The organism is Hymenobacter sp. PAMC 26628 (genome assembly GCF_001562275.1).
Lineage (GTDB): Bacteria > Bacteroidota > Bacteroidia > Cytophagales > Hymenobacteraceae > Hymenobacter.
Map to the genome: position 1 here is coordinate 2,347,323 of NZ_CP014304.1, position 21,820 is coordinate 2,369,142.

Annotated in this window: 18 protein-coding genes and 1 pseudogene; 18 read left to right on the forward strand and 1 reads right to left on the reverse strand. The window is 61.1% G+C overall.

Translation table 11 applies throughout. The annotated features are described in order from the left end of the window. Window positions 1–123: 123 nt before the first annotated feature. From AXW84_RS10260 to AXW84_RS10275, 4 genes are all read left to right on the forward strand, one after another. The gene (locus AXW84_RS10260) at window positions 124–3,570 is read left to right on the forward strand and encodes a methylmalonyl-CoA mutase family protein (protein ID WP_068232337.1); all 3,447 of its coding nucleotides are present in this window, start codon (window positions 124–126) and stop codon (window positions 3,568–3,570) included. Between the two features lie 31 nt (window positions 3,571–3,601). Then, window positions 3,602–4,216 carry a hypothetical protein gene (locus AXW84_RS10265; protein ID WP_068232339.1) on the forward strand — a complete coding sequence of 205 codons (615 nt, stop codon included), beginning with the start codon at window positions 3,602–3,604 and terminating at the stop codon, window positions 4,214–4,216. 260 nt (window positions 4,217–4,476) lie between these two features. Continuing rightward, entirely contained in the window at window positions 4,477–5,655 is a 1,179-nt protein-coding gene (locus tag AXW84_RS23215) for a DUF4263 domain-containing protein (protein WP_071891180.1), read from the forward strand. A 223-nt stretch (window positions 5,656–5,878) separates the two neighbouring features. Continuing rightward, window positions 5,879–6,919, forward strand: coding sequence for a Fic family protein (locus AXW84_RS10275; protein ID WP_068232345.1), 1,041 nt, complete (start codon window positions 5,879–5,881; stop codon window positions 6,917–6,919). Between the two features lie 285 nt (window positions 6,920–7,204). Here the strand turns inward: AXW84_RS10275 and AXW84_RS10280 are convergent, their stop codons facing one another. Continuing rightward, entirely contained in the window at window positions 7,205–7,753 is a 549-nt protein-coding gene (locus AXW84_RS10280; RefSeq protein ID WP_068232348.1) for an REP-associated tyrosine transposase, read from the reverse strand. A gap of 343 nt (window positions 7,754–8,096) precedes the next feature. On the opposite strand from AXW84_RS10280, the gene AXW84_RS10285 reads away from it, so the two are divergent. The 14 genes and pseudogenes from AXW84_RS10285 (at window position 8,097) to AXW84_RS10345 (ending at window position 21,785) form a co-directional block, all read left to right on the forward strand. Next, window positions 8,097–8,906, forward strand: a complete 810-nt coding sequence (locus AXW84_RS10285) for a class I SAM-dependent methyltransferase (RefSeq protein ID WP_068232351.1) — start codon at window positions 8,097–8,099, stop codon at window positions 8,904–8,906. A gap of 407 nt (window positions 8,907–9,313) precedes the next feature. Continuing rightward, the gene (locus AXW84_RS10290) at window positions 9,314–9,943 is read left to right on the forward strand and encodes a DUF1349 domain-containing protein (protein ID WP_082773816.1); all 630 of its coding nucleotides are present in this window, start codon (window positions 9,314–9,316) and stop codon (window positions 9,941–9,943) included. Window positions 9,944–10,386: 443 nt separating this feature from the next. Continuing rightward, window positions 10,387–11,115, forward strand: coding sequence for a polysaccharide deacetylase family protein (locus tag AXW84_RS10295; RefSeq protein WP_068232353.1), 729 nt, complete (start codon window positions 10,387–10,389; stop codon window positions 11,113–11,115). A gap of 75 nt (window positions 11,116–11,190) precedes the next feature. After that, window positions 11,191–12,060: an aldo/keto reductase gene (locus tag AXW84_RS10300; RefSeq protein ID WP_068232356.1), complete on the forward strand. Its 870-nt coding sequence runs from the start codon at window positions 11,191–11,193 to the stop codon at window positions 12,058–12,060. A gap of 50 nt (window positions 12,061–12,110) precedes the next feature. After that, complete coding sequence (locus tag AXW84_RS10305; protein WP_068232358.1) at window positions 12,111–13,241, forward strand: OmpA family protein; 1,131 nt, start codon at window positions 12,111–12,113, stop codon at window positions 13,239–13,241. Window positions 13,242–13,346: 105 nt separating this feature from the next. Further along, window positions 13,347–14,099, forward strand: coding sequence for an SGNH/GDSL hydrolase family protein (locus AXW84_RS10310; protein ID WP_068232361.1), 753 nt, complete (start codon window positions 13,347–13,349; stop codon window positions 14,097–14,099). Window positions 14,100–14,364: 265 nt separating this feature from the next. Continuing rightward, window positions 14,365–14,559, forward strand: a complete 195-nt coding sequence (locus AXW84_RS24800; RefSeq protein ID WP_157886933.1) for a hypothetical protein — start codon at window positions 14,365–14,367, stop codon at window positions 14,557–14,559. Window positions 14,560–14,786: 227 nt separating this feature from the next. Beyond that, on the forward strand, window positions 14,787–15,482 hold the full coding sequence (locus tag AXW84_RS10315) for a carboxypeptidase-like regulatory domain-containing protein (RefSeq protein ID WP_068232363.1): 696 nt from the start codon (window positions 14,787–14,789) through the stop codon (window positions 15,480–15,482). Window positions 15,483–15,616: 134 nt separating this feature from the next. Next, complete coding sequence (locus tag AXW84_RS10320; RefSeq protein WP_157886934.1) at window positions 15,617–15,988, forward strand: hypothetical protein; 372 nt, start codon at window positions 15,617–15,619, stop codon at window positions 15,986–15,988. A 69-nt stretch (window positions 15,989–16,057) separates the two neighbouring features. After that, a pseudogene (locus AXW84_RS10325) lies at window positions 16,058–17,212 on the forward strand (TonB-dependent receptor domain-containing protein); the annotation flags it as partial. 116 nt (window positions 17,213–17,328) lie between these two features. Continuing rightward, window positions 17,329–17,853 (forward strand): RagB/SusD family nutrient uptake outer membrane protein, encoded by a 525-nt coding sequence (locus AXW84_RS10330; RefSeq protein WP_068232373.1) that lies wholly within the window; start codon window positions 17,329–17,331, stop codon window positions 17,851–17,853. Window positions 17,854–18,161: 308 nt separating this feature from the next. Further along, window positions 18,162–19,214, forward strand: a complete 1,053-nt coding sequence (locus AXW84_RS10335; protein ID WP_068239221.1) for an aldose epimerase family protein — start codon at window positions 18,162–18,164, stop codon at window positions 19,212–19,214. A 142-nt stretch (window positions 19,215–19,356) separates the two neighbouring features. Beyond that, window positions 19,357–21,087, forward strand: coding sequence for a ribulokinase (locus tag AXW84_RS10340; RefSeq protein ID WP_068232376.1), 1,731 nt, complete (start codon window positions 19,357–19,359; stop codon window positions 21,085–21,087). Next, window positions 21,084–21,785, forward strand: coding sequence for an L-ribulose-5-phosphate 4-epimerase (locus AXW84_RS10345; protein WP_068232379.1), 702 nt, complete (start codon window positions 21,084–21,086; stop codon window positions 21,783–21,785). The genes AXW84_RS10340 and AXW84_RS10345 overlap by 4 nt, the downstream gene beginning before the upstream one ends. Window positions 21,786–21,820 lie beyond the last annotated feature (35 nt).

Sequence of the window (21,820 nt, forward strand, 5' to 3'; positions counted from 1 at the left end):
GCCCCCAGCGCGCCGGGCCGCCCCCGCCGAGGCTTTTCCGTACCTTCGTTGCCTAAAAAACGCGCCGTTTTTGGGGCCCCGGCCGGCCAAAAACGGCGTCATTCCCCGTCTATCCCCTCTCTTATGCACCCCGCTCCCACCGCGCCCTACAAGCCCAAAAACCACGTCCGCATCGTCACCGCCGCCGCTTTGTTCGACGGGCACGACGCGGCCATCAACATCATGCGCCGCATCATTCAGAGCAGCGGCGCGGAGGTGATTCACCTTGGGCACAACCGCTCGGCACAGGAAATCGTGGATTGCGCCATTCAGGAAGATGCCCAGGCCATTGCCATTACCAGCTACCAGGGCGGGCACAACGAGTACTTCAAGTACATATTCGACCTGCTGAAAGAGCGCGGCGCGGGCCACATCAAAATCTTTGGCGGCGGCGGCGGCGTGATTCTGCCCACGGAGATTGCGGACTTGCAAGACTACGGCATCACCCGCATCTACTCGCCGGATGATGGCCGGGCGATGGGTTTGCAAGGCATGATTAACAACCTACTGGAGCAGGCGGATTTCCCAACGGGCCAGCACCTGAACGGCGAAGCGGGCCATGTCAAAGAGAAAGATGCCCGCAGCATCGGCCGGCTGATTTCGGCCGCCGAGAACTTCCCCGAGGAATTCGAGCGGGTTCGTAGCCAGTTAGTTGCTGGTTATCAGTTGTCGGTTGTCAGTGAGCAAGACGGTTCTCTGAACGACCCGACAACTGACAACGAACAACTGACAACCAAAGCCCCCATTCTCGGCATCACCGGCACGGGCGGCGCGGGCAAGTCGTCGCTGGTGGATGAGTTGGTGCGGCGCTTCTTGATGGACTTCCCCGGCAAGACTATCGCCATTATTTCCGTCGACCCCAGCAAGCGCAAGACCGGCGGGGCCCTGCTCGGCGACCGGATTCGGATGAACGCCATCAACTCGCCGCGGGTGTACATGCGCAGCCTGGCCACGCGCCAAAGCAACCTGGCTTTGAGCCGCTACGTGCAGGATGCGGTGGATGTAGTGAAGGCTGCTAACTACGACCTGATTATCCTCGAAACCAGCGGCATCGGGCAGTCCGATACGGAAATCATTGAGCACTCCGACGCCAGCCTGTATGTGATGACGCCCGAGTACGGCGCGGCCACGCAGCTGGAAAAAATCGACATGCTCGACTTCGCCGACGTCATTGCGCTGAACAAGTTCGACAAGCGCGGGGCCCTGGATGCGCTGCGCGACGTGCGCAAGCAGTACCAGCGCAACCACAACCTCTGGGACACGCCCACCGACCAGATGCCGGTGTTCGGCACGATTGCCTCGCAGTTCAACGACCCCGGCATGAACCGGCTGTACCGGGCGGTGCTGAAGATGCTGGAGGCCAAAACCGGGGCCACCTTCGCTTCGAAGCTGGAAACCACGGTGGAGGATTCGGAGAAGATTTACATCATCCCGCCGCACCGCACGCGCTACCTCTCCGAGATTGCCGAAAGCAACCGCGCCTACGACCAGCGCGTGCGCGAGCAGGCCAACATTGCCGAAGTAGCCGGCGCGTTTGCCAAACTCGAAGAACACTACCGCGCCGAGAAAAAGAGCCCGGAAGGCACCGTGGAGGAGTTCGGCAAGAACAAGCAAACCCAGCTCCGGCGCCTCGATGCCGACAGCCAAGCCATTCTGGAAAACTGGGAAAATACCTTGCAGAACTACCGCAACCCAGAGTACGTGTACTCGGTGCGCGGCAAGGAAATTCGGGTGCAGACGCACACCAAGTCGCTCTCGGGCAACATGATTCCGAAAGTGTCGGTGCCGCGCTATACTGGGTGGGGCGACCGCCTGCGCTGGGCCATGCAGGAAAACTTCCCCGGCGAATTCCCTTACACGGCCGGCGTGTTCCCCTTCAAGCGCGAGGGCGAGGACCCGACCCGCATGTTTGCCGGCGAAGGGGGCCCCGAGCGCACCAACCGCCGCTTCCACTACGTGAGCATGGGCCTGCCCGCCAAGCGCCTGAGCACGGCCTTCGACTCGGTAACACTCTACGGCGAAGACCCGGACTTGCGGCCCGACATCTACGGCAAAATCGGCAACGCGGGCGTGAGCATCGCCTGCCTCGACGATGCCAAGAAGCTCTACTCGGGCTTCAACCTGGCCAACCCCAGCACGTCGGTTTCGATGACGATAAACGGCCCGGCGGCTACGCTGGCGGCGTTTTTCATGAACGCGGCCATCGACCAGCAGTGCGAGCTTTACATTAAAGAGCACGAGCTGACGGCTGAAGTCGATGCCAAAGTTGACCAGATTTACGCGGCCAAAAACCAGCCCCGGCCCCGCTACCAGGGCGAGCTGCCGGCCGGCAACGACGGCCTCGGCCTGCTCCTGCTCGGCGTGACGGGCGAGGACGTGTTGCCCGCCGACGTGTACGCTGCCATCAAGGCCCGGACGCTGACGCAGGTGCGCGGCACCGTGCAGGCCGACATTCTGAAGGAAGACCAGGCCCAGAACACCTGCATTTTCAGCACCGAGTTTGCCCTGCGCCTAATGGGTGACGTGCAGGAGTATTTCATCACCGAGAAGGTGCGGAATTTCTACTCTGTGTCGATTTCCGGCTACCACATTGCCGAGGCGGGGGCCAACCCCATCACCCAACTGGCCCTCACGCTGAGCAACGGCTTCACGTTCGTGGAATACTACGTGAGCCGGGGCATGAGCGTGAACGACTTCGCGCCGAACCTGAGCTTCTTCTTCTCCAACGGCATCGACCCGGAGTACGCCGTGATTGGGCGGGTGGCGCGCCGCATCTGGGCCAAGGCCATGAAGCTGAAGTACGGCGCCGACGCCCGCAGCCAGATGCTGAAGTACCACATCCAGACGTCGGGCCGCAGCCTGCACGCCCAGGAAATCGACTTCAACGACATCCGCACCACGCTGCAGGCCCTGTACGCCATCTACGACAACTGCAACTCGTTGCACACCAACGCCTACGACGAGGCCATCACCACGCCCACCGAGGAATCGGTGCGCCGGGCCATGGCTATTCAGCTCATCATCAACCGCGAGCTGGGGCTGGCCAAAAACGAAAACCCGCTGCAAGGCTCCTTCATCATCGAGGAGCTGACGGAGCTGGTGGAAGAGGCGGTGCTGCTCGAATTCGACCGCATCACGGAGCGCGGCGGCGTGCTCGGGGCCATGGAAACCATGTACCAGCGCGGCAAAATCCAGGAGGAAAGCATGCACTACGAGATGCTGAAGCACACCGGCGAGTACCCCATCATCGGGGTGAATACCTTCCTCTCGTCGAAGGGCTCGCCCACGGTGGTGCCGGCCGAAGTCATCCGCGCCACGGAGGAGGAAAAGCAGTACCAAATCGACATGCTGCACCTGCTGCACCAGCGCAACGCCGACCAGGCCCCGGCGCGCCTCCAGCAGCTCCAGCAAATCGCCGTGGCCAACGGCAACCTCTTCGCCGAGCTGATGGAAACGGTGAAATACTGCTCGCTCGGCCAGATTACCAATGCGCTGTTTGAAGTCGGCGGGCAGTACCGGCGCAATATGTAACGTACCTTTTGTACCTCAATACTTCCATTATATGGCTTACAGTGATTTTTCAGCGAAGGAGATCGTGGCTCGGTTTGGCATCCGTTACGGTTCCGAAAACTTGTTTCCGGACGTGGTGCCTGTCGCCCCTTCGGCTTGGTTGCGCGAGTCGTTGGATAAAGGAATGGGAATGGGATTCAGCAGCGAAAAATCGCGTTCGGAACGGTTGGTTTCTCCGATTCTGATGGAGCTGAGCAGCTTGAATACCAACCAATTTTCAATTTATTCCGGTATGAACCTGGATGTGGATGGCAGCCAGGGTTTGAACGGGGAGTGTGATTTCATCTTTTCCTTTAGCCGAATCCAGGACTTCGTAACGGCTCCTATTTTTTGCATCACCGAAGCCAAAAAGCAAGACGTTGAGCAAGGGACCATCCAATGCTCGGCTCAATTGATTGCAGCCCGCAAATTCAACGATTTGGAGGGCAACCATCCCGTTACCTTATATGGCTGTTCAACTACTGGAATTGAGTGGCGCTTTCTCAAATACGAAAACAATGATGTCACCCTGGACAACAAGCGTTACCTCGTCAACGAATTGGATACGCTACTGGGTGTTTTGCAACAAATTGTGGAAGTCTCCCGGCAACAGATTCATTTTAATTAACAGCACCAGCGCCACGCCGACCAGGCCCCGGCGCGGCTCCAGCAGCTCCAGCAAATCGCCGTGGCCAACGGCAACCTCTTCGCCGAGCTGATGGAAACGGTGAAGTACTGCTCGCTCGGCCAGATTACGAACGCGCTGTTTGAAGTCGGCGGGCAGTACCGGCGCAATATGTAGCAATTAATTTTATACTAACTTTGAAAAACGTGCTACATTATTAAGTAGTACGTTTTTTTGTTCTTATAACTACGACTCAGCAAGAAATGAATATCGTTTTTATTCTTAAGAACAACTATTATACAGAGGCAGTAAGAAACCATCTCTCAACCTTGAGCGAGAAAGATAGTTTACTATTTTTCTATTCTTACGACAAAGCAGAAGAATTTTTAACTAATAATGTGGTGAGAAATAACTTGCCATTGGATTTGGTAATAACAGAAGATAACATTGATAAGGAGAAGGCAACAGACTTTCTACAGCGCATTACGAGAGACACTTCGAGAACATATTCTAACCTCGATTTTAATTTTTACAATATACCCATTATCCTAATCATTGATCAAGGCGACCATACTGATGCTTATTCTAAATACAAGTTTTCAGATGTTTTAGAAGATACCACTATTGAAAATTTTGGCACTTACCTAAAGCACTTTATTAGTTCTGCAAAAACATGGCGCAAACAAGTTCTTGATGAGCTAGACAACCTTGGTGTTAAATTTAATTCGGGCAATATTGACTATAGCTACTATTTTTCTTCTGACCGAAAGTCGAAAGTTGATACCAATATTTTAACAAAAAATTTCAAATCTTTTCCTCGTAAGTTAAATTACGATTGGCTAATATTGAATGAAAAACAAATTGAGTTAGGCATAGACAGGTACATCAAAGAATTAAAAAGGGCAACAAGGTTAGACAAGAAGGACAAAGAAGAAAAGGAATTCCACAATATTTTCAATGACAATTCATTTTTAATCAAGAGAGACAATTATAATAACCACTGGTATGAAGCCAAACTTCATTACAACAAAAAGAATTTCTACGAACCTGACTATTCTTTAAGTCCAAACTTTAGCCACCTTACAGACCTAAGTATATTAGAAGTAAAGCTTCCTAATGAAAGATTTATTAAGAAGACAAAATTTCATCCAGACCCTTATAGCTCATTGATGAGTTATATATTTCAGGTAAATGACTATAAAGACTATATCGAAAGTGAAGAGTATCAAAAAAAACTAAACCAAGTCTTTGGATTTATTCCAACGAAGGTTGAATACAATCTACTAATTGGAAGGTCAGCGGATAAAGCCAGCAACATATATAACTTAAATAAAAGAATGCGACAAATGGGAGCTTTACATATAAACCTATTGACCTACGATGAATTACTTGACTATCAGGTAAAGTATTTAGACAGAATAAAACTGTTGAAAGTGCTGTAATTCTTTATGAAAAAAATTGATTCCCCACACCCTGCCTTCCCAACCTCGGGAGGGCAGGGTGTTGTGCGTAACGGGGCCCCGCCCACGCGGGCCCGCCGGGCGCGGCGGCGCGACGCGGCCCGCTTCGGCAGCGGCAGTGGGGCGGGCGAGCCTATCGTATCGCTACTAGCTCCTATCGTATCGTACCGTATCTGGCGCGGTGGGCGGCGCGTACTTTTGCGGCATGGAAACGCAGGTACACACGGTGGCGGTGACGCTGGATTGGGGATTACTGGCGGCGGTGAGCAAGCTGGACAGGTTTGATGCGTCGTGGTCGGCCATTGAGCGACGGGAAGGCCAGAGCCTCAAGCAACTCAAGGCCATTGCCACGGTGCGGAGCGTGGGGGCTTCGACGCGCATTGAGGGCTCGCGGATGAGCGACGCGGAAGTGGACGTACTGCTGCGCAACACCGACATTATGAAGCTGGAGGACCGGGATTCGCAGGAAGTGGTGGGCTACTTTCAGGCACTGGACTTGATTACCGAGTCCTACGCCGACATTGACATCACTGAAAATAGCTTGAAAGGACTGCATAGCCAATTGCTGCGGTTCAGCCGCAAGGACGAGTTGCACCGGGGCAACTACAAACAGCATCCCAATTCCGTGGAGGCCAGCCTGCCCGATGGCACGAAGCGGCTGGTGTTTGCGACCACCGCGCCGGGCATCGCGACCGAGGATGCCATGCGGGCACTGCTGGCCTGGTATGCGCAGGACGCGGCCACGCACCCGCTGGTGAAATGCGCCTTGTTCTGCTACGAGTTTTTGAGCATTCATCCGTTTCAGGACGGCAACGGGCGGCTTAGCCGGTTGCTGGCCACCTTGCTTTTGCTGCGGCAGGGCTACGTCTGGATTCAGTACGTGAGCCTGGAGCACGAGATAGAGAGCCGCAAAACCGAGTATTACCGCGAACTGCAGCGGTGCCAGTCGCAGCGACCGGGCGAGAATATTTCGTCGTGGCTGACTTTCTTTTTCAGTGCCCTGGGCAACGTGCAGCAGCAATTGTTGCAGAAGCTGACGGCCGAAGGCGCGGAAAGCCAACTGCAGCCCCGCGAAAAATCCATCCTACTGTTCATTGAAAATAATCCAGGCTGCCGGTCCGGGGTTATTGCCAGCCGGCTGGACATTCCGGCTCCTACAGTCAAAAAAATACTAGCCATTTTGGTTGACCGGGGCCTGATTGCGCGGCACGGCAGCGGCCCCGGCCTCAACTATAGCCTAAGTTGAGCCGGGCACTACTGCAAGACGCGGCCCGCTTCGGCAGCGGCGGCGGGGGCGCGGGGGTGGGGCCCCTGGATTGGTGCGCGTTTAGGTGCAGCTGTGGCGCATGACCAGCTGTGCTGTGGGGGTGCGCTTCCACTGCTGCGCTGGTGGTGGGGGGCGGCTGTGCTGGTGGCAATGTGGTAACGGCTCGTTCTGTGGGAGGCACAGCCTCCCCCGGAAGGAAGGCACGAGTTGCGCTCCCGTTGGTCGCTAAACTCGCGCCAGCTATTTGGGGCTAAGGGTGCAGGGTTAGCCGATTAGCAGTACCTCGACCAGGCCGGGGCGGCCGGCGTAATTGCGGGCGCTACTGTAGAGAAAATCTTCCGGCGCATCCACAAAGCCGGCCACGACGGGGTTTTGGTGCAGGTAATGGAGCCGCTGCTGTTGCAGCTCGATGGAGTGCAACTCGATGGGGTGGCTGTCGTGCTGCCAGAACTGGTATTTCGTGTTGTGGGCGTTGCGCTGGCCGGCCCCCTCAAACATCCACAGCACCCAGCTGCGGCGGCTTTCCTGCTGCTTGTCCTCGATGGCGCGGAGCACGGCTTTGGCCGTGTGCCGCTTCAGGTCGCGCAGGATGCCGGAGAGGTGCTCGGCTTCAGTGCTGACGATGAGATGGGCGTGGTTGGTCATGAGGCACCACGCGTAGATTTCCAAGCCTTTGTGCTCCTGGCAGTACCGCAGGCTGTCCACGAAAATATCGTTGTAAAGCCGGCGGGTGAAAACGTCAATCCAGTTGACCGTAGCAAAGCTGACGAAGTACAAATGCTGCGAATCCCGAATCTTGTACTTCTCACTCATGCCCCGAAATAAGCACCGCTGGCGCGAGTTTAGGCGCAGCCGTAACTCGTGCCTCACCATGACGTGGAGGTTGTACCTCCACTGCCGCGCCAGCGGCAAGGCGGAACTGCACTGGCGGCAAGCGGCGGCCGCGCTTACTGCCTCGTCCTGTGGGGTCGTGCTATGGGGTCGTCCTGTGGGAGGCACAGCCTCCCCCAAAGGACAGGCACGAGTTACGCTTCGCTAAACTCGCGCCAGTGGGGCCCACTAAATTAATTCTATTTTTAATATATATTATTTCAATAATTATTTCAGTAGCTATGATTAATTTGTAATTATCTATTCACTTTTAATCATGCTTGCTATGTCGTTCGCCCTGTCCGTTGCCACGCTGGGGGCCTGTTTGCTGGCGGGGGCCAGTCTGCTTGCCCCCGCGCCGGTGCACGCCCAGCAGCAGGCGCCAACCGGCCAGCGGAGCCTGCCGCCCATTCCGGGGTTGGGGCCCCCGCCCGTGCTGCCGGCCCAAGCCACACCGGCCCAGAAAGAAGCGTACGCCCGCCAGATGGCCGAACGCACCCGCCAGCGCTGGAACTACCTGCTCACCGATTCGGTGGCCCGCACGAAGGTCCTCAACACGGCGCCGAATGCCTTGCTGGTGCAGGCGGTGAAAGGGCTGGCCCCTGGCACGGCCCTCGACGCCGACATGGGCGAGGGGCGCAACGCTTTGTATTTGGCCCAATTGGGGTGGCAGGTCACGGGCGTCGACGTGGCAGAAAAGGCGCTTGCGTTTGCGCAGCAGCGGGCGCACACCCTGGGCGTGCCGCTCGCCACCGAAGTGCACGACATGGCCACCTACGAGTGGGGCACCAATAAGTGGGACCTAATTGTGCTGAGCTACGCCGGCGGGCGCGACTACGCGCCCCGCGTGGCCCGGGCCCTCAAGCCCGGCGGGCTGGTGGTGCTGGAGGCGTTCCACATGGATGCTACCAAGCGCTTGCAAGTCGTGGACGGCGACTACCGCGTATTCTTCAATACCAACGAGTTGCCCAAGCTATACGGCGGGGCGGGGTTGAAGATTGTGCGCTACGAAGAGCCGCTGGCCCCAGCCGATTTTACCAAGGAAACGCTGCGCCTCGTGCGATTGGTGGCCCAAAAGCCAATGCCGGGCCGGTAAGCTCACGCCAGCGCGCCGGGTCGTTCTGCGGAGAGCCCGGCTTTCCCGCGCGGCAACCACGAGTTGCGCCGAAGGCACACCAGCAGGGCCCGTGGGGACTGGGCGCACGGCTGGGGAAACGCTACGCGCCCTGGGGCCCCAGGGCCCCGGGCCAACTGGTTTTTGGGGCGGGCGGCGCATTTGCCGGCGCTGCGGGATTCGTTCTTACGTTTGCCCGTGTCCAAGCCCCCCGCTCCATTTCCCCGTCAGCACTTCTTATGAAGCAACATATTTCTACGTTCCCAGCCCTGCTGGGGCTGCTCCTGCTGGGGAGCTGCGCCGACCACTAAGCCCCCGCTGCGGCGGCCACCGCTGCGCCGGGGGCCCCGCCCGCACCCGGCTCTACGGCCGCCCAGGATACGGCCCGCGTGAGCGGCAAGCCCTGCGACATCCAGCTGGCGGGCATCCACTTCACCAAGGCCGTGAACGGGGCCGATACCCTGGCCACCACCGATGCCCAGGGCCGGACGGCGTTTCGGGTGGGCGCGAAAAAGGACTTTTTCTGCGACCCGAACGACAACAAGCTTTCCAACAACACAGCCCCCATCCTGCTGGCTAAAGTCGATAACACCAAGCCCTTTACGCTGGCGGCGAGGGTGACCCCCGGCTTCACGGCCAAGGGGCTCTACAACGCCGGCGTGCTGTACCTCTACGTGAACGACCGGCGCTGGCACAAGCCCTGCTTCGAGCAGGACGAGCGCGGCCGCCACCGCATCGTGTCGGTGCGCACCATCGGCACGTCCGACGACAACAACCACGACGTGGTGCAGGGCCCCACGGCCTATCTGAAAATCTCGTCGGATACGCGCACCGTGGGCAGCTACTACTCGCTCGACCAGAAAACCTGGCAGCTGGTGCGCCTCTACAAAAACGACTACCCCGCCGAGCTGTGGGCAGGCGTGAGCGCGCAGTGCCCCATCGACACGGGCGCTACCAGCCACTTCGAGGACATCCGCCTGACGCAGAACAGCGTATCGGACTTCCGGCTGGGAAACTAGGACCGTTGGCCAATCATTAGGGGCCCCAGTGAAATAGCTGCCGCATATCCGCTGGGGCCCTGTTTATGAGCACCCACGCAAAGTTGCCGGGCTGCGCCGAGCCGTTTGCAGCAGCGGCTCGCGCCCGACCAGGTTGCGCAGCGGGCTTGAGTTGACTCATACCCGACGCGAAGCAATTTGCGAGAGCATGGGATAGAGACGCGACACTTCACGTCTCGGCGTTCGCGCCGTCTAACCGTCGTTCAACGAGGCGATGCGAAGTGTCGCGTCTCTACAGCAGCCGGTCAATTTTCGCATTATACTTCGTAACGAGTCTAGCTTGCGCACAAATGACCCGCTCTCCTTCTTAAGTTTGGGAATGCACTTCCCCAGAATTCTGTCGCTGCCGGCCGCGGCGGCCCTGCTGCTGGCAGGCCACGCCGCCACCGCCCAACCCGCCCCCGATGCCTGAGCACGGCAAGCCCTGCGCCGTGGTGCTGACCTACGACGACGCCATCGACGCCGACCTCGACAACGCCATTCCTGCCCTCGACTCGCTGAAGCTGCGGAGCACGTTTTACCTCATCGGCTCGTCGCCGGCCGTGGCCAAGCGGCTGCCCGAGTGGCGGCGGGCGGCCCAGCGCGGGCACGAGCTCGGCAACCACGCCCTGTTCCACCCCTGCGACGGCAGCCTGCCGGGCCGCGGCTTCGTGACGCCCGACAACGACCTGAGCAAGTACACCGTGAGCCGCGCCGTGGCCGAAATCAGGGCCACCAACGCGTTGCTCCAGGCCATCGATGGCAAAACGGCCCGCACCTTCGCCTATCCCTGCGGCGACCGGCAGATTGGCGGCGTGAACTTCTACGACCAGCTGAAACCCGATTTTGTGGCCGCCCGCGGCGTGGCGCCCGGCCTCCAAACGCCCGGTCAGGTGGACCTGACCAACGTGGACTGCTACGGCATCAACGGCCACCTGATTGACTTGGTGAAGCAGGCGCAGCAGGCGCACACGCTGCTGGTGTTCCTGTTCCACGGGGTGGGCGGCGGCCACCCGCTGAACGTGGACCTGGCCGCGCACCGCCAGCTGCTGCGCTACCTCGAGGCGTACGAGCGGGAAATCGACATTGCGCCGCTGGTGGAAGTGGCCGAAAGCATCCAGTCGTACCAGAAAAGCGGCGCGGCGCGCAAATAAAGGGGCCCCGTAAAGCAAACCTGCGCCGGAAACGTCTGTTTGGGCCACACTACTTTTTCACTTCAGGCCCCTGCCATGACGCTCATCATTGCCCCCAACTCCGCCCACCCCCTCACCGTGAACCGCCTGGGCTACGGCACCATGCGCCTCACGGGGCCCCAGATATGGGGCGAGCCGGCCGACCGGCCCCAGGCGCTGGAAATCCTGAAAACGGCCGTGGCCCACGGCGTCAACTTCATCGACACGGCCGACTACTACGGCGAGGACGTAACCAACCGCCTGATTGTGGAGGCCTTGCACCCCTACCCCCAGAACTTGGTGATTTGCACCAAAGTGGGCGCCACCCGCCGGCCCGATGCCAGCTGGGTGCCCTTCAACACGCCCGCCAACCTGCGCACCAGCATCGAAAACAACCTGCGCACCCTGCGCCAAGAGCAAGTGCAGCTGGTGCATTTGCGCCTGATGGGCCACGGCGGAGTGCCGCTGGCTGAGCAGCTGGGCGCCATGTTTGAGCTGCAAAAGGAAGGCAAAATCCAGCACGTGGGCCTGAGCAACGTGGGCCCCGAGGAGCTGGCCGCCGGCCTCAAAATGGGCGAAATTGCCACCGTGGAGAACATGTACGGCTACGCCCAGCGCACCACGCTGCGCGAGGCCCACGGCGAAACCCGCGGCGGCGAAGAAGTACTGGCCCTGTGCGAGCAGCACAGCATTCCGCTGGTGCCGTTCTTCTCGCTGGTGCACGGCCTGCCCAAGGCCGGCGACAAGCTGGCCACCCTGGCCAAGCAGCGCGGCGTGACCGAAGCCCAGCTCAACATTGCCTGGCTGCTGCACAAGTCGCCCCTGCTGCTGCCCATTCCGGGCACGTCGTCGCTGGCCCACCTGCGCGAAAACCTGGCCGCCGCCGGCATCCAGCTGAGCGCGGACGACATGGCTTACCTGGGGTAGCAGGCGCTGCGCTCCGGGGTCCTAAGCCGGCTGGTATTTATTTTAGGCCCATGAAACGCAGCTTTTGGTTTGGCCTCGGCGCTTGGGTACTGGTGGGGCCCCTGCGCGCGCAATCCCTGGCCGGCAGCTGGCAGGGCGTCGAAACCGACACCCACCGCCGGGGCGCGCACTGGCCCACGGAATTGCGGGTGCAAAAAAGCGCGGGCGACGGCCTGTTTGGGGTGCTCTACCAGGAGGAAGGCGGCAACCCCGGGGCCTCGGTCACGTTCCAAATGCGCGGCGCGCGCGCAGCCACCGGGAACGGCATGCGGCTGGCGCACGGGCGCAAGCTCAGCGAAACCGGGCGCTCGTTTCTCAGCTACTGGTGCTACGGCACCATCGCGTTTACCTACGACGAAAGTGAGGAGAAGCTGACCGGCCACGCCACCTACGAGCCCATCGGCAACTGCAATACGGGCACCTATACGTTCTACCGCATCAAGCTGAAATCGGCGGCCACGGTGCGCGCCGGGGCCCTAAGCGCGGTGCGCGTGTCGGGCCGCGACGTGCAGTGGTTTGCCGACGCCGGCCTCCAGCAGCCCCTGGCCACCGGCAACACGTACCGCACCCGGCTCAGCAAACCCACCACCTTTTACCTAAAGCAGGGCTACTACCCCACCGAGCAAAGCGCCGTGGTGCCCATCACCGTTGGCGTGGCCGGGGCCCCGGCGGCGGCCGCCGCGCTGCCCGGCCCGGCGCCGCTGGCCCCCGCGCCCACCCCGCCGGTTGCCCCGCTGCCCACGCCGGCCCTGCCCGCCCCAGCGCCGCCCGACACGTTGCGCCCCGCGCCCACGGTGCCCGTACCGGCGCCGCCCGCGCCGGTGGTGCTGCCCACGGTGCTGTTCCAAGTGGGCAAGGCCAAGCTGCTGCCCGCGGCCCGCCCGGCGCTCGACCAGCTGGCCACCGGCCTGAAGGCGCAGCCGGCCCGGCGCGTCCGCGTGCTGGGCCACACCGACCGCGTGGGCGAACCCAACAAAAACCAGGTGCTGTCGGAGCAGCGGGCCGCCGCCGTGAAGGATTACCTGGTGCGGGCCGGCGTCGCGGCCGAGCGCATCGCCACCGCCGGCTACGGCGACGCGCGCCCCCTGTACCCATCGCCCGATGCCCGCAACCGGCGCGTGGAAGTGGAAGAAGTGCCCTAGCGGCGCCTTATATTTCCCACCAAACCCGCCCGCGGCCACCGCTGCCCGTCATGCATTGGCCGTGCCACCTATTTCTCCCATCCGCTCCTCAATCTACCTGCCGTTGTGAATAAACATTTGCTTCCTGCGCTGGCCCTCAACCTGCTGGCCTTCACCCTACTGGCTACGCCGCTCCTGGCCCAGCAGGGCCCCAGCCCCGCCCCGGCGCCCGCCCCCTTGCGCACCGACTGGGCCAACCTGGCCCGCTACGCCCCCGCCAACCAGCAGCTGCCGGCGCCAACAGCCGGCACGCCGCGCGTGGTGCTGATGGGCAACTCCATCACCGACGGGTGGCCCGGGGCCGACCCGACCTTTTTCGCCGGCAAGCCCTACGAGTACGTGGGCCGCGGCATTAGCGGGCAAACCTCGCCCCAGATGCTGCTGCGCTTCCGGCAAGACGTGCTGGACCTGCGCCCCGCCGCGGTGGCCATCTTGGCCGGCATCAACGACATCGCCGAAAATACGGGGCCCTACCAGCCCCAAGCCACCCTGAACAACATTGCGTCGATGGCCGAGCTGGCCCACGCGCACGGCCTGCGGGTCATCCTGTGCTCGGTGATGCCCGCCGCCGAATTTCCCTGGCGGCCCGGGCTCGGCCCGGGGCCCAAAATAGTGGCCCTCAACGCACAAATGAAGGCCTACGCCCAGCAGCACCACTTCGTGTACTTAGATTACCACGCGGCGCTGGTCGACGACCACATGGGCATGAAGCCGGGCCTGGCCCGCGACGGCGTGCACCCCACCCTGGCCGGCTACCGCGTAATGGAGCCCCTGCTGCAACAAGCCGTGGCCGAGGCGCTAAAGAAAAAGCAGAAGTAACGCGCCGCCGCCGGGTAGCCACGTAGCACTACCCAATCGCTGCCCGCCCAACGTTTTCCCTGAAAGGCTGGGTGGGGCCCCAGCACTGGCCGGTAAACCAGGTCCGTTGCTACAGCGGCGCTGATTTGCCAGCCAGTGCTGGGGCCGCTACGGCAGCGGACAAGCCAACTACTCGCCCGGCACGTCTTTGGCAGAGGCCCTCACTGGGTCTGACGGGCCCCACTGCTAGCAAATCCAAGCCGGGCGCCTCCCCCAGCGGAGCATAATGCCCCTTATCAATGCCTTTGCTGGCCAGCATCATTTTAAGCTGAAGTTCGGCGAAGCTTATACAATCGTTAATGCAAAAAAGATGTATCAGCTAAATGACAAAAATATTTTTCGTCGCTTGATAGTGGCTGTTAATCGAAAAAATGCATTTTTTACAGATTTTTACCGCCTCGTTGATAATTTTTGCGCTTGAAATGGGCGTATATCAAATGGGCGTATATCATTTTGCTGCTGCTGATAAAGTAACTATTACTGTCTTATTTACTGTCTTATTGTTTCCAATTCGTCCCTTTTCGGCGGCACCTGCACGGCGCCAACGGCAATCTGGTGGCGTTTTTTTGAGACAAATGCACAATCGATTGTGCATTCGTAAATGTTTTCCTTACTTACCCAACCTCTCCGAAAGTCCGTACCAAAAATGTGGCGCCTGGCTTTGCCTGCTGCGCTGAGCTGCCCTTGCAGCCGCTACTGGCCCACCGCATTGCCCCGGATGAGCTGCGGGGCCCTACCTGGGCCGCGGGGCCCATTAGCGGGCGCGTGGTGGACGAAAAAGGCGGTGGCCTGCCCGGCGTCAACGTTATCGTGAAAGGCCCCAGCCTCGGCACCCAGACCAACGCCGACGGCCGCTACACCCTGGAGGTGCCGGATGGGGCCACGCTGGTGTTTTCGTACGTAGGCTACGCCAGCCAGGAAGTGGTGGTGGGCAGCCGCACCACGGTAGACGCCGCCCTGGTGGTCGACAGCAATGCGCTGGCGGACGTGGTGATGGGCTACCTGGCCCAGGACCGCCAGAACGTGAGCAGCGCCGTGAGCAGCCTCGATGTGAAGGAAGCCACCAAAACCCCCGTGGCTACGGTGGTGCAGGGCATCCAGGGCCGGGTGGCCGGGGTGCAGGCGCAGGGCTCGGGCGGGCCCGGCGACACGCCGGTCATTGCCATTCGGGGGTCGGGCAGCACAGGCTTGAGCAACAAATCGCCGCTGTACGTGATTGACGGGCTTTGGACGGATAACATCCGCGCCCTGAACCCGAACGACATTGCCACGCTCAACATCCTAAAAATGCCTCGTCGACGGCTATCTACGGCTCCCGTGGGGCGAACGGCGTGGTGCAGATAACCACCAAGCGCGGCAAGGCCGGGGTGCCCCCACCATCGGCATCAACGCCTACGCTGGCATCGACCAGCTCTATAAGCGCTACAACTTGACCAACGCCAGCCAGTGGGCCGACCGGGCCGTGACGGCTTACAGTAATGCGGGCCTCGACTACTCAACAGTGGCCAGAACAGCTTGGCCAGAACAGCTTGGCCGGGGCCGTAAAAGGCGCAGGCGGTAAGTTCGACCCCAACACGGACACCGACTGGCAAAAGGAGTTTTTTCGCACCGGCCGCACGGAGGACTACAACCTCAATCTCTCGGGCGGCTCAGGGGAAGGCAAAAATGCCAGCAACTACTTGGTTTCCGGCGAGTACTTCCACCAGGAAGGCATTGTGCGGGGCCCCGATTTTAAGCGGTACAGCCTGCGCCTGAAATCGGGCCTGACCAAGGGCCGTTTCCGCTTCCAGGAAAACGCGCAACTGACCCACTTCGGCACGACGCTGCTCAACGGGGGGCCCATTCATTGACGTGCTGCTGTTCCTGCCCAGCATTCCGGTGTATAACCCAACCAGGGCGGCTTTGGTACCGGCAGCACCACGCAAAACACGTTCGCTACCAACCCGGTGGGGGCCCAGTCGCTGCTGCGCCGCACGCAGTCGGACAATCGCTTGGCCGGCAACTTCACCGTTGACTACTCCATCTTCGATTTTCTGACGTACCGCCTGAACCTGGCCATCGATGGGCACACGTACAATAACGCCGACGCCCAACAGGCCGGTATCCTGCGTCAAAATACGCCCATCAACGCCTCGTCGCTGAGTGAATTCCAAGGCTACGACGTGTTTTTGATGGCTGAGAACACGCTGAACTTTAACAAAAGCATCGGCGAACATCACGTAAATGCGCTGATTGGCTACTCGGAGCAGGACACTAAATACCACAACACCAGCGCCCAAACCCAGGGGTTCACGTCGGTGCCGCAGTATTACTTCCAGCTTAGCTCCGGCCAAACCACGGGCGTGGTGACGGGCACCGAAAGCGAAATCACCCGGCGCTCATACTTCTCGCAAGTCACCTACGATTACAAGAACCGCTACCCGGTGCCGGGCAGCTTCCGGCGCGACGGCTCGTCGCGCTTTACGCCGCAAAACCGCTACGCTAACTTCGGAGCGGCCTCGCTGGGCTACCGCATCAGCGAAGAGGAGTTTTTCAAAAACGCCCTGCCGGCGGTGAGCAACCTGAAGCTGCGGGCCAGCTTTGGCATCATTGGCAACGAGCAGCTAACCGGGGCTTACAACGGCGCTTACCTGACCGCGCCCACCATTGCCCAGAGTGTGAACTACGTGCTGGGCACGAACCAGACCATCGTCAACGGCTCGACGCTGCTGCGCCTGCCCAGCCCCGACATTCGATGGGAGGAGCGCCGCACCAAGGACGTCGGCCTGGACGTGGCCTTCCTCGACAACCGCCTGAGCTTATCGGCCGACTACATCTCCGAAACGCGCAATGCCCTGGCCCCCTTGGTGCTGCCAGTGTACTTGGGCAACTTCGGCGGTAACCCGGTGCAGAACGCCGGCAACCTCGAAACCCGGGGCTTTGAACTGGCCCTGGGCTACCACGAAACAAAGAATGCCTTCACCTACGAGGCCGACTTCACGCTGACGACCTTAAAAAACCGGGTCACGGCGCTGCCCATTGCCGGCCAAGCCCTGCCCGACGGCGCCGGCATTACGAGCACGACGGTGGGCTAACCCGTGGGCGAGTTTTTCTGATTCCGTTTTCTGGCATTTTTCAGTCGAAGGACGAAGTCAATGCCTACAAAAACACCGCGGGTAAGATCATCCAGCCCTACGCCTCGGCTGGCGATGTGAAGTATGCCGACACCAACGACGACGGCGTGATTGACAGCAAAGACCGGGTATACACCGGTACCCCCTACCCCAAGCTGCAATACGGCCTGAACCTGAACGACCGCACCCGCACAACGCCCGAAAACTTCACCTCGGGCATCAACTTACGCGTGATTCGCTACGCCGACGTGCTGCTGCAAGCCGAAGCCCTGAACGAGCTGGGCCAAACGGCCACCGCCGTGCCCCTCGTGAACCAGGTGCGCCAGCGCATGGGCCTGGCCCCCATCAGCGCCGCCAACTACAACCAAACCAGCCTGCGCCTGTACATGCGCACCGAGCGCGGCCGCGAGCTGGCTGGCGAGGGCCAGCGCTGGTTCGACATCAACCGCTGGGGCCTGCTGGATAACCAAGCCGGCCTCAATGACCTGATTACCCGCGACTCCGACTTTACTAACTTCCGGCTGGGCGTTTCCAAGTATATGCCGATTCCCCAGAACGACATCGACATTGATCCGGGCGTCAAGCAGAACCCCGGTTACTAGCCACCCGGCCGCAGGGGCCCGCCCGTGCTCCGGGCGGGCCCTTTGCGGGCTTGGCACTGGTGGCGTGCGGGCGAAGGAGCCCACCGTTTAATAGAAAAAAAGCCGTTGTTTTGGGTTCTGCGGCGGACCCGCCGTGGTTTCTCACCTTCACGTTTCCGTTTCCCATGACCCACTTCCGTCGCCTCGGGGCGGGCAGCCTCGGCAGCTTGCTGCTGCTAGCCGCCTGCAACTCGCAGCCTTCCGCCCAGCAAAACACTGCTGGGGCCCCCACTGCCGCCACCGATTCCGTTCGCACCCCTTCCGCTGCCATGCCCACGTCCGCTTCCTTCGGCAAAACCACCGACGGCACCGAAGCCCGTCTGTTCACCCTCACCAACGCCCACGGCATGACGGTGACCATCAGTAGCTACGGCGGTACCATCACCCGCATCCAGGTGCCGGACAAGAACGGCAAAACCGGCGACGTGGTGCTGGGCTTCGACGAAGTAGGCGGCTACCAGAGCCCCGCCTTCGTGAAGTCGAACCCCTACTTCGGGGCCCTGATTGGGCGCTACGGCAACCGTATCAAGGGCGGTAAATTCACCTTGGGGGGCAAGACGTACTCCTTGGCCACCAACAATGGCCCCAACTCGCTGCACGGCGGCAAGTCGGGCTTCAACCAGAAAATCTGGACGGCCACGCCCGCCCGCTCGACCGACGGCCAGAGCCTGACGCTCAAGTACCTGAGCAAGGACGGCGAGGAAGGCTACCCCGGGGCCCTCGACGTGACGGTGGTGTACACCCTCACCGACGACAACGGCCTGCGCCTCGATTACACCGCCACCACCGACAAGGCCACGGTGCTCAACCTCACCAACCACGCCTACTTCAACCTGAGCCTGGGCCAGAGCAAGGACGTGCTGGCCCACGAGGTAACCCTGCCCGCCGACCGCTACACCGTGGTCGACGCCACCCTGATTCCGACCGGCGAGCTGCGCCCCGTTAAGGGCACGCCGTTTGACTTCACCGCGCCCCACGCCATCGGCGAGCGAATTGCGCAGGTGCCCGGCGGCTACGACCACAACTGGGTGCTAAACAAAACCACCGGCCAGCACAGCGCCGCCACCGTGTACGACCCCGCCTCGGGCCGCACCCTGGAAGTGAGCACCGACCAGCCCGGCGTGCAGTTCTACACCGGCAACTTCCTCGACGGCACCCTGACGGGCCACAACGGCACCGTGTACGGCAAGCACGCTGGCTTCTGCCTCGAAACCCAGCACTTCCCCGACTCGCCCAACCAGCCCAAGTTCCCAACTACGGAATTGAAGCCGGGCGAAACCTACCACACCACCACCACCTACACGTTTGGGGTGCGGAAATAAGGGATAATTATGAATTAAAAATTATGAATTGTGAATTGAAAATAGGTAGATCGGCAACGATAGTCGAATGGCTCTTTTTCAACCGGACAATCATAATTTTTAATTCATAATTCATAATTTTTAATTCATAATTAATACCCTCGTGCCAGAACAAACCGCCTCGCCGGCCTACGTCATTGGCCTCGACTACGGCACCGACTCGGTGCGCGCCCTGCTGGTAAATGCCCACACCGGCGCCGAAGTCGCGCAGGCCGTGCACTACTACCCGCGCTGGCAGCGCGGCGCCTACTGCAACGCCACCAAGAACCGCTTCCGCCAGCACCCGCTCGACTACATCGAGGGCCTGGAAACCACCATCAAGCAGGTACTGGCCCATGTGGCCGACCCTACCGAAGTGGTGGGCCTGGCCGTGGACACTACTGGCTCGACGCCGGGCCCCGTGAACGCCGACGGCGTGGCCCTGGGCCTGCTGCCCGAGTTTGCCGAGAACCCCAACGCGCTGTTTGTGCTTTGGAAAGACCACACCGCCCTGGCCGAAGCCGCTGAAATCAACCACAAAGCCCGCACCTGGGGCGGCGAGGACTACACCAAGTTCGAAGGCGGCATCTACTCCTCGGAGTGGTTCTGGGCGAAAATTATGCACATCGTGCGCGAAGACGACGCCGTGGCCCAGGCCGCGCACTCTTGGATGGAGCACTGCGACTGGGTAACGCTGCTGCTGACCGGCGGCGAGCTGGCCAGCTTCAAGCGCAGCCGCTGCGCCGCGGGCCACAAGGCCATGTGGCACGCGAGCTGGGGCGGCCTGCCCCCGCAGCAGTTCCTCGATTTCCTGGAGCCGAAGCTGGCCGGACTGCACAATCGATTATTCACGGAAACGTACACCGCCGACGAAGTAGCCGGCCACCTTTCCGAAGAGTGGGCCGCTCGTTTGGGGCTGACCACCAACACCGTAGTAGCCGTAGGCTCGTTCGATGCCCACGCCGGAGCCGTGGCGGGCGAGATAGAGTCCTACTCCATGGTAAAGGTGATGGGCACCAGCACCTGCGACATTGTGGTGGCCCCCACCGCCGAAGTGGGCGACCACCTCGTGCAGGGCATCTGCGGGCAGGTCGACGGCTCGGTCATCCCCGGCATGCTGGGCCTGGAAGCCGGCCAATCGGCCTTTGGCGACCTGCTGGCCTGGTTCCGCAACATGCTGGAGTGGCCGCTGCAGGCCGGCCTCACGGAATCGAAGGTGCTCAGCGCCGACCAGCTGGGGGCCCTGCGCCAGGAGCTGAGCGACAACCTGCTGCGCCGCCTCACCCAAGCCGCGGCCGAAGTGGACCCCGCCGAGAGCAGCGTGCTGGCCCTGGACTGGGTGAACGGCCGTCGTACCCCCGACGCTAACCAAGCTTTGAAGGGGGCCCTGACGAACCTGACGATGGGCACCTCGGCGCCCCAGATTTTTAGGGCCCTGGTGGAAGCCATTTGCTACGGCTCGAAGCAGATTGTGGAGCGGTTTGAGCAGGAAGGCATTCCAATCAAGCAAGTCATCGGCATCGGTGGCGTGGCCAAGAAGTCGGCCTTCGTGATGCAGACGCTGGCCGACGTGCTCGACCGGCCCATCAAAATTGCCGTCTCGGAGCAGGCGCCGGCGTTGGGCGCGGCCATGTACGCGGCCGTGGCCGCCGGTATTTACCCCGACGTGCTGGCCGCCCAAAAGGCGCTGGGCAGCGGCTTTGCCGAAACCTACGCCCCCAACCCCGCCCGCGTGGCCGACTACGCCGCCCGCTACGCCCAGTACCAGGCCCTGGGCCATTTCGTGGAAAGCACCACGGCCGGCCCCGCCGCGCCCGTGGCGGAAACCGAAACCCAAGCCGTGACCACCGCATGAGCCAGTACCAAGCCCTGAAGCAGACCTGCTACGACGCCAACATGCAGCTGCCGGCCCTCGGGCTGGTGCTCTTCACTTTTGGCAACGCCAGCGTGGTGGACCGCGAAAACCGCGTGTTCGCCATCAAGCCCAGCGGCGTGCCCTACGTCGCGCTCCGGCCCGAGGACATCGTGATTGTGGACTTCGACAACCGCATTGTGGAAGGCACCAAGCGGCCGTCGTCGGACACCAAAACCCACGCCGTGCTCTACAAACACTGGGCGCACATTGGGGGCATCGTGCACACGCACAGCACCTACGCCACCGCGTGGGCCCAGGCGCAGCTCGACATTCCGGTGCTGGGCACCACCCACGCCGACCACCTCACGGCCGACGTGCCCTGCGCCCCGCCCATGGCCGACGACATGATTGCCGGCGACTACGAGCACGAAACCGGCTGGCAAATCATGAATGAGTTCACCCGCCGCGGCCTTGCGCCCGACGAGGTGGAAATGGTGCTGCTCGCCAACCACGCGCCCTTTACCTGGGGCCCCACCGTGGAGAAAGCCGTGTACAACAGCGCGGTGCTGGAGGAAGTGGCCCGCATGGCCTACCTCAGCAGCACCCTGCGCCCCGGCGTACCGCGGCTCAAAGACGCGCTGATTAAGAAGCACTACGAGCGCAAGCACGGCGCGAATTCTTACTACGGGCAGTCCTAACTTTTCCTTATTGAACGTCATGCTGAGCGCAGCCG

Bases quoted from the DNA above. Each gene is read 5' to 3' on its own strand.
- AXW84_RS10275 (WP_068232345.1), top strand. From the start codon at position 5,879: ATGGAAACGCAGGTACACACGGTGGCGGTGACGCTGGATTGGGGATTA.
- AXW84_RS10295 (WP_068232353.1), top strand. From the start codon at position 10,387: ATGCCTGAGCACGGCAAGCCCTGCGCCGTGGTGCTGACCTACGACGAC.
- AXW84_RS10305 (WP_068232358.1), top strand. From the start codon at position 12,111: ATGAAACGCAGCTTTTGGTTTGGCCTCGGCGCTTGGGTACTGGTGGGG.
- AXW84_RS10260 (WP_068232337.1), top strand. From the start codon at position 124: ATGCACCCCGCTCCCACCGCGCCCTACAAGCCCAAAAACCACGTCCGC.
- AXW84_RS10335 (WP_068239221.1), top strand. From the start codon at position 18,162: ATGCCCACGTCCGCTTCCTTCGGCAAAACCACCGACGGCACCGAAGCC.
- AXW84_RS10345 (WP_068232379.1), top strand. From the start codon at position 21,084: ATGAGCCAGTACCAAGCCCTGAAGCAGACCTGCTACGACGCCAACATG.
- AXW84_RS10300 (WP_068232356.1), top strand. From the start codon at position 11,191: ATGACGCTCATCATTGCCCCCAACTCCGCCCACCCCCTCACCGTGAAC.
- AXW84_RS10320 (WP_157886934.1), top strand. From the start codon at position 15,617: ATGCGGGCCTCGACTACTCAACAGTGGCCAGAACAGCTTGGCCAGAAC.
- AXW84_RS24800 (WP_157886933.1), top strand. From the start codon at position 14,365: ATGCCCCTTATCAATGCCTTTGCTGGCCAGCATCATTTTAAGCTGAAG.
- AXW84_RS23215 (WP_071891180.1), top strand. From the start codon at position 4,477: ATGAATATCGTTTTTATTCTTAAGAACAACTATTATACAGAGGCAGTA.
- AXW84_RS10280 (WP_068232348.1), bottom strand. From the start codon at position 7,753: ATGAGTGAGAAGTACAAGATTCGGGATTCGCAGCATTTGTACTTCGTC.
- AXW84_RS10285 (WP_068232351.1), top strand. From the start codon at position 8,097: ATGTCGTTCGCCCTGTCCGTTGCCACGCTGGGGGCCTGTTTGCTGGCG.
- AXW84_RS10265 (WP_068232339.1), top strand. From the start codon at position 3,602: ATGGCTTACAGTGATTTTTCAGCGAAGGAGATCGTGGCTCGGTTTGGC.